General features: G+C 35.2%; 8 protein-coding genes. All 8 read right to left on the reverse strand.

Annotated elements, in window-relative coordinates:
• Positions 1-245: 245 nt before the first annotated feature.
• A complete protein-coding gene (gene mmsB / locus GHT08_RS15955; protein ID WP_163582472.1) occupies positions 246-1,406 on the reverse strand; it encodes a multiple monosaccharide ABC transporter permease in 1,161 nt (386 codons plus the stop codon).
• Positions 1,390-2,940: a multiple monosaccharide ABC transporter ATP-binding protein gene (gene mmsA / locus GHT08_RS15960; RefSeq protein WP_163582473.1), complete on the reverse strand. Its 1,551-nt coding sequence runs from the start codon at positions 2,938-2,940 to the stop codon at positions 1,390-1,392. The genes mmsB and mmsA overlap by 17 nt, the downstream gene beginning before the upstream one ends.
• 84 nt (positions 2,941-3,024) lie before the next feature.
• Positions 3,025-4,128 (reverse strand): multiple monosaccharide ABC transporter substrate-binding protein, encoded by a 1,104-nt coding sequence (chvE, locus tag GHT08_RS15965; RefSeq protein WP_163582474.1) that lies wholly within the window; start codon positions 4,126-4,128, stop codon positions 3,025-3,027.
• Between the two features lie 186 nt (positions 4,129-4,314).
• On the reverse strand, positions 4,315-4,896 hold the full coding sequence (locus GHT08_RS15970) for a hypothetical protein (protein ID WP_163582475.1): 582 nt from the start codon (positions 4,894-4,896) through the stop codon (positions 4,315-4,317).
• Positions 4,880-5,092: a hypothetical protein gene (locus GHT08_RS15975; RefSeq protein WP_163582476.1), complete on the reverse strand. Its 213-nt coding sequence runs from the start codon at positions 5,090-5,092 to the stop codon at positions 4,880-4,882. The genes GHT08_RS15970 and GHT08_RS15975 overlap by 17 nt, the downstream gene beginning before the upstream one ends.
• A 21-nt stretch (positions 5,093-5,113) precedes the next feature.
• Positions 5,114-5,503: a hypothetical protein gene (locus tag GHT08_RS15980; protein ID WP_163582477.1), complete on the reverse strand. Its 390-nt coding sequence runs from the start codon at positions 5,501-5,503 to the stop codon at positions 5,114-5,116.
• Between the two features lie 149 nt (positions 5,504-5,652).
• Positions 5,653-6,276, reverse strand: a complete 624-nt coding sequence (locus GHT08_RS15985) for a DUF4352 domain-containing protein (protein WP_163582478.1) — start codon at positions 6,274-6,276, stop codon at positions 5,653-5,655.
• A 213-nt stretch (positions 6,277-6,489) separates the two neighbouring features.
• Positions 6,490-7,113, reverse strand: a complete 624-nt coding sequence (locus GHT08_RS15990) for a DUF4352 domain-containing protein (protein ID WP_163582479.1) — start codon at positions 7,111-7,113, stop codon at positions 6,490-6,492.
• Positions 7,114-7,276: the final 163 nt, after the last annotated feature.

Genomic DNA, 7,276 nt, shown 5'->3' on the forward strand with positions numbered 1-7,276 from the left:
CCTGTACAAACTATTTCAAAATGGCTACTCTGCTTACAAATGCGTTGATACCGCGGATTTTATACTTTCCTATATTATGAAAAAAGACAATCCATCAATCAATTCTTTTTGACTGATGGATTGTCTTCATTCTACCAATAAACAGGTTACATTTTTAAACCAGTTTGATATAAAAAGCCTACATTTTTGATTAATTGACATAATAAAAATGCCCACCCCTTAAGGCGAGCATTTATTTATTACTCTTAATTTTTATTTTTATTATATACATCAAAACCGACGGCAATTAGTAATACTAAACCTTTAATAAATTGTTGCCAGTCGATACCGATACCGATTAGTGACATACCATTGTTCATTACACCCATTACAAGACCACCGACGATCGCACCGATTACAGTACCAACACCTCCGGCCATGGATGCACCACCGATAAACACAGCTGCAATCGCATCAAGTTCGAGCATGTTACCAGCTGCCGGGGTTGCTGAATTTAGTCGGGCGGCAAACATTAACCCTGCTAAAGCAGCAAGTACACCATTGTTTACAAATACCCAAAATACAACTCGTTTTGTTTTTATCCCAGATAAGTCTGCCGCCTTTTTATTACCACCAGTAGCATAAATGTGACGACCCATTACAGTGTTCTTCATAATAAATGTGTAAAGTACAATAAGAACAATTACAATGACAAGTACCGTTGGGATCCCTTTATTTTGTGCTAATTGATAGGCAAACCAATTAATCGCAAGTAATAATAATGCCAATTTTACAATAGTGGTCCATATAGGTGGTACTTCAAAATTGTATTGCAATTGCGTTCTTCTTTTATTAAATTCTAAGTAGACCAATATCAATGATATAATGACAGACAACACGATTGTAAAAATGTGTAGATTCGCTCCACCAAATAAATCAGGAATAAATCCACTACTTATACTCTGAAATGAGTCAGGAAACGGTGCTAAAGATTGCCCATCTAATAACCATAATGTTAGTCCTCTAAATACGAGCATTCCTGCCAAAGTTACAATAAAGGATGGTATCCCAACATATGAGATCCAAAAACCTTGCCATACACCAATCAAAGCTCCTGCTATAATAGAAATAATTATTGCAAGCCAAACAGGAACATTCATATTAATGATAAGTACACCAGCAACGGCTCCGATAAACGCAACAACTGAACCTACTGATAGATCAATGTTACCAGTAATAATTACTAGAACCATCCCAACAGCTAATACAAGAATAAAACCATTTTGTAAAATTAGGTTGGTTAAGTTTAGGGGAGTAAAATTAACCCCCTCTGTTAAAAACCAAAATAGTCCCGTGATCAATACAAGTGCTATAATCATACCGTATTCTCTTAGATTATTTTTAAATAAATTAATTAACGTCTGCATTGCGAGTCCCCCCTGTTCCAGTCATATAACGCATGACACTCTCTTGATCTGCTTCGTCTTTATCCAATTCACCTGTCAAGCGCCCTTCATTCATTACATAAATTCTGTCAGATAGCCCTAATACTTCTGGCAATTCCGAAGAAATAACAATAACTGCTAAGCCTTGCTGTGCTAACTCGTTAATCTGAGTATAGATTTCAAATTTTGCCCCAACATCAATACCTCGTGTTGGTTCATCCAAAATCAGAATATCAGGTTCTGTAAAGATCCATTTACTGAGGACTACTTTTTGCTGGTTACCCCCACTCAAATTACCTGCCACTTGTTTAAGGGTTGGGGTCTTAATGTTTAATCGTTCTCGTAAGGACTGTGATTCGATTACTTCTTTATTTTCATCGATAACACTTGATTTGGAAATTCTCTGCAAATTGGATAATGTAATATTACGTTTTATATCATCAATTAAATTCAAGCCATATGTCTTACGATCTTCAGAAACGTATGCAATGCCATTTTCGATCGCTTTACTTACTGTATTGGCTTCAATTTGTTTTCCATCTTTATATAATTCACCACTGATTTTCTTACCATATGATTTTCCAAAAATGCTCATTGCTAGCTCTGTTCGGCCAGCCCCCATTAATCCAGCAATACCTACAATTTCACCTTTTTTAACATGAAAACTGACGTTATCGATGATTTTGCGATCTTGTTGTTGTGGATGATATACATTCCAGTTCTTTACTTCCAATATAGTCTTACCAATATTAGGATGACGATCAGGGAACCTACTTGTTAACTCTCGGCCAACCATTCCCTTGATAATTCGTTCTTCTGACACTTCTTCTTCCTTAGCATCTAATGTTTCAATTGATTTCCCATCACGTAGTACCGTAATAGAATTAGATACATAGGATACTTCATTTAATTTATGAGAGATTAATATCGAGGATACTCCTTGGTGTTTTAACTCTAATAGTAATTTCAGTAAATTCTCACTATCTGTTTCGTTCAACGCTGCGGTAGGCTCATCTAGAATAAGCAGTTTCACATTTTTCGATAAAGCTTTAGCAATTTCCACCAGTTGTTGCTTCCCTACACCGATATCCATTACAGGTGTTTCTGGAGAATCTTTTAGGCCTACACGTTCTAATAATTTTTTTGACTCTGAGAACGTATTTTGCCATTTCATAATTTTGTTAGATTGACGTTCATTACCAAGAAAAATATTTTCAGCAATAGATAGATAAGGACTTAACGCTAATTCCTGGTGGATAATAACAATCCCTAAATTCTCACTTTGCTTAATATTTTTAAATTGGCATTCCTGTCCTTCAAAATAAATAGATCCATCATAGGATCCATATGGATAAACACCACTTAAAACTTTCATTAATGTTGATTTTCCTGCACCATTTTCTCCGACTAATGCATGTATTTCTCCCTGTTTCACTTGCAAATTAACATTATCTAAAGCTTTTACACCGGGGAATGTTTTCGTAATTTCACGCATTTCCAGTATATAATCAGACATTAGCTCCACCACCTTTAATCGCTCTATAACATTGAATTAGTGGTGACCTCAGACCACCACTAATTCATTTCTTTATGATCTGGCTTATTCTAACTCGTCTTCAGAGTAGTAACCACTATCAATGACAACTTCTTGGTAATTATCAATATCTACAGAGATAGGCTCTACAAGATACGTAGGAACGACTTTTTCGTTATTATCATAAGTTTCTGTGTCATTCACTTCTGCTTCTTCACCGTTTAGAATGGCTTCTGTCATATCAACTGCTACGGCAGCTAAATCACGCGTATCTTTAAATACTGTTTGCGTCTGCTCACCAGCAATAATTGATTTAATAGAAGCTAATTCTGCATCCTGACCAGAAATAACTGGTAATGGAAGGTCATCAGAACCGTAACCTACACCTTTAAGTGCTTGGATAACACCACGGCTAATACCATCATAAGGAGATAATACTGCATCTACTGTTTCGTCTCCTGAATAGGAACTGCTAAGGATATTCTCCATACGGGATTTCGCAGTGTTACCATCCCAACGCATGGTTGCTGCTTGTTCAAATTCTGTTTGTTCACTTTGAATAACTAATTTACCTTCATCAATATACGGTTGTAGTACACTCAACGCGCCATCCCAAAAGAAGTAAGCATTATTATCATCTGGGGAACCACTGAATAATTCAATATTGAATGGTCCTTCTTCGTTCTCTAAATCAAGTGCTTCTTCGATGTATGAGGCTTGCAATACACCTACTTGAAAGTTATCAAATGTCGCATAATAGGAAACATGAGGAGATTCCATGATTAGTCGGTCATAAGAGACAACTTCGATACCTTGTTCATTGGCTTGTTCTAATACATCAGTAAGAGCAGTACCATCAATCGATGCTATAACAAGTGCCTCTGCTCCTTTTACAATCATATTTTCAATTTGCTCGATTTGCTTGTCTACGTCATCTTCTGCATATTGTAAATCTGTTTCAAAACCTAATGCTTCCAGTTGTTCTACCATGTTATTGCCATCATCAACCCATCGTTGAGAAGATTTTGTCGGCATTGCTACACCAATTAAACCGCCATCTGCAGACTCTCCACCATCATCTGAATTTCCACCTGAAGTATCATCGCTACCACAGGCAGCTAAAAATAAAATAAGACTAAAGAAAATTGCTAAGAAACTAAACTTCTTCATAATTGTAACCCCTTTCAAATATGCGTTTTTTATCTTGCTTGGTTATAAATGTATCACAAACTGATGTGTAAGCCTTTACATAAATTTAAACAGTTTTTATAAAAATTTAATGTGCATGTAATACAGGAGATACCCTCCTATAGAAAAAGGCCTGCAGAAATTCACAACATCTACAGGCCTACCTAATTATTCTTCTTTATTCATTTTATCTTCTGTTAACTTTTCTTTCGTGTTTCTCGAACGTATTATTGCAACAGCAACCCCTGCAACTATCACAACGAGAACACCGACAATCGTATAAACAAGCAATGGTTTGTTTGTATATACTTGACTTAAAACACTTTCTTCTAATATGCTGAATGGTATTTCTTCTGTTACTTCATTACCAGCTTCATCATAAGCCATTACTTCTACTTGATATTCATTAACTTCTGAGAAGCTTAAATGTACAACATCTTCACCATCCTCTTCAGATACTTCACCCTCATATAATTCACCATTTACTGTAATCGATTGGATAGTATCTTGGGGATCTTCTAAACGAACAGATAGATCTACAGGCCCAAAATATTCCCCTTCTTTTTCTACTCCATCAAAGATAACTTGAGGCGGCGTAAGGTCAAGTATAAATTCAACAGTTAATTGTTTTACATTACCTGATTTATCTTTCACCTCAAAATACAAGACATTTATAATTCTTTCACTTCTGCTTGTTTTATAGAGATGGACAATACTCCCCCTTACTTTATCATTAATTGCTTGCTTCATCTGCGCTAAATCGCCAAGTTATTTCTGTTGCAACTCCTGATAATCCATGATTCAGCACCAAATCATAGCTATCCGATTCTCGTACATCAAATAAAAATTGTGCAGTTGCACTGTCACCACTTTCTAGTGTCTGATCTAATAAATCAATGGATTCATAATGAGATGTGTTTTCTTTACTTAATTCCTCACTAAACAACCTAGCAGTATATATATCTGATCATTCGATTGTTTCATCACCTGTAATTGTGACTTCAAAATCCACAAGAATAAAATTTTCCCTTAAAGGTTCTTCTCCCTCAATTGTTTCTAAAATCTCGAAACTTTCAACTGTTAATTCGTAATCACCTATTGTACTTTCGACCTTACCAGTTTCCCCCAAGCTTAAAATTTCATCACTATCGTTTTCTCCTTGGGATTCTTGTTCTGTCGATTCACCACTCTCTTCTTCACTATTACTTTCCTGATTAGAGTCCTCCTCAGTTGTTTCTTCTTGATTGGTTGAATCATTATCAGTATCATTCACTTCTTCTTCCGTATCCCCTGAGCTACAGCCTATTACAGTTGCCACTAGTACCATTACTACTAACGCAAATATGATTTTTTTCATTTTTTCTCTCCTTACTTATGTATAGAGTCTTTTAAAGTTCAATTTGTTTTATGCTTACCTTTGTTCACAAGATTTTTATAGACAAAAGAAAACATAAAAATATAGATGGAGAGGTTGACAGGGGATAATCCCCCTCATACCTTTCTCACTTAATTACTTGCTTCTTCTGCATCGAATCTCCATGTAAGTACAGTTACGTTTGACTCTGAGGCTCCATGGTTGAATACCAATTCATAGTATTCTGACTCATTTAAATCAAAAATCATTTGTGCCTCCATACTCTCTCCTTCCTCTATATCTTCATCCAAAGTATTCACTGATTCAAAATAACTAGTATTTTCTTTACTCAAATCGCTATCATCATACAACCTAGCTCTATAGATATCCTCTCCAACAACAATTTCTTCACCAATATTTGTTACTTCAAAATTTACTAAAATAAACTTTTCACGAAGAGGTTGCTCGTCTTCAAATTCATCTAAAATTTGAAAGCTAGTTACAGTTACTTCATAATTTCCTAAGATACCTTCTACTGTTCCAGTATCACCTAAACCAAGAATTTCATTACTGCTTTCTTCATCTTGAGACGTCTGCTCATCCTCTTCTTTTTTTTCTCCTTCAGGGTCAACTGATTCATTGGAACCTTCTTCTTCAGTAGTTTTTTCATCAGTATTCTCATTAACTTTCTGTTTTTCGCTTTCCTCGTCTGAATTACATGCCACAACAGTTAGCGCCAAAAAAATCCACAAACATAATATCAATACTTTTTTCATTTTCATGTCTCCTTATGGTTAGTATGAAAAATTCGCTTCTCTTCTTATTGAAAAATGGCCGTTTAACAACCGTCTAATTCTAATCTTTCTTAGCTCATGTAGTCATACCAAGTTTTATGCTTTCCTTTATTTACAAGGTTTTTATGCACAAAAGAAAGCATAAAAATGTAGATTGGTAGGTTGAGAGGGGACAATCCGCTCAGAACCCTTTCCTTAATTACTTGCCTCATCTGCGTTAAGTCGCCAAGTTAATCTGGTTGCATTTGATTCTAGTGCTCCAAAATTGAATACAAGATCATAATACTCCGACTCTCTTCCATCAAATAATAATTCCCCACTTTTAGCTTCATTTACATCAATCGTTCCTTCCAACATATTAACCGATTCAAAAAAGGAAATATTCCCCCCTCTAGAACCATTTTCATCAAATAAATCTGCACCATAAATATCCTCACCATTAATCTTCTCTGTTCCAATGTTCTTAACGGTATAATCTACTACAATAAAGAATTCTTTGTTTGAACTTTCTCCTTCTATTTCATCCATGTATTCAAAGGAATTAACTGTTACTTCATAATCGCCTACAACACTTTCTACTGTACCTGTTTCTCCTAAGCTTAAATGGTTCTCATCATTCTCATTTTGATCCAGCTCCTGATTTGATTCATTCTCACTATCCTCTTCTTGCCCTTCGTTTAAGCCTTTTTCTTGATTCGTATCATTTTCATTTATTGGCTCACTATCTTTCGAGTTCTCCTCATTAGTATCATCTGTGCTACAACCTATTACAGCTGTTGCTAATACTATTCCAAGAAACCCTATTATTATTTTTTTCATTTTGAAATCCTCCTCGCTAATTACAAATTCCTATTAAGTTTCATAGTTTTTATGCTTTCTTTTAATCACAAATATTCTTATAAACAAAAGAAAGCATAAAAAATATAGGGTGCTAGATTTGAGAGGGGAATCCTCCTCATCCCCAATCATTTAGTTACTTGCT

It is taken from the genome of Gracilibacillus saliphilus (assembly GCF_010994085.1).
Classification (GTDB): domain Bacteria; phylum Bacillota; class Bacilli; order Bacillales; family Amphibacillaceae; genus Gracilibacillus; species Gracilibacillus lacisalsi.

What these genes read in the sequence shown, in the direction of transcription:
- mmsB (WP_163582472.1), bottom strand. Translation starts at nt 1,406, where the DNA reads ATGCAGACGTTAATTAATTTATTTAAAAATAATCTAAGAGAATACGGT.
- mmsA (WP_163582473.1), bottom strand. Translation starts at nt 2,940, where the DNA reads ATGTCTGATTATATACTGGAAATGCGTGAAATTACGAAAACATTCCCC.
- chvE (WP_163582474.1), bottom strand. Translation starts at nt 4,128, where the DNA reads ATGAAGAAGTTTAGTTTCTTAGCAATTTTCTTTAGTCTTATTTTATTT.
- GHT08_RS15970 (WP_163582475.1), bottom strand. Translation starts at nt 4,896, where the DNA reads ATGAAGCAAGCAATTAATGATAAAGTAAGGGGGAGTATTGTCCATCTC.
- GHT08_RS15980 (WP_163582477.1), bottom strand. Translation starts at nt 5,503, where the DNA reads ATGAAAAAAATCATATTTGCGTTAGTAGTAATGGTACTAGTGGCAACT.
- GHT08_RS15985 (WP_163582478.1), bottom strand. Translation starts at nt 6,276, where the DNA reads ATGAAAAAAGTATTGATATTATGTTTGTGGATTTTTTTGGCGCTAACT.
- GHT08_RS15990 (WP_163582479.1), bottom strand. Translation starts at nt 7,113, where the DNA reads ATGAAAAAAATAATAATAGGGTTTCTTGGAATAGTATTAGCAACAGCT.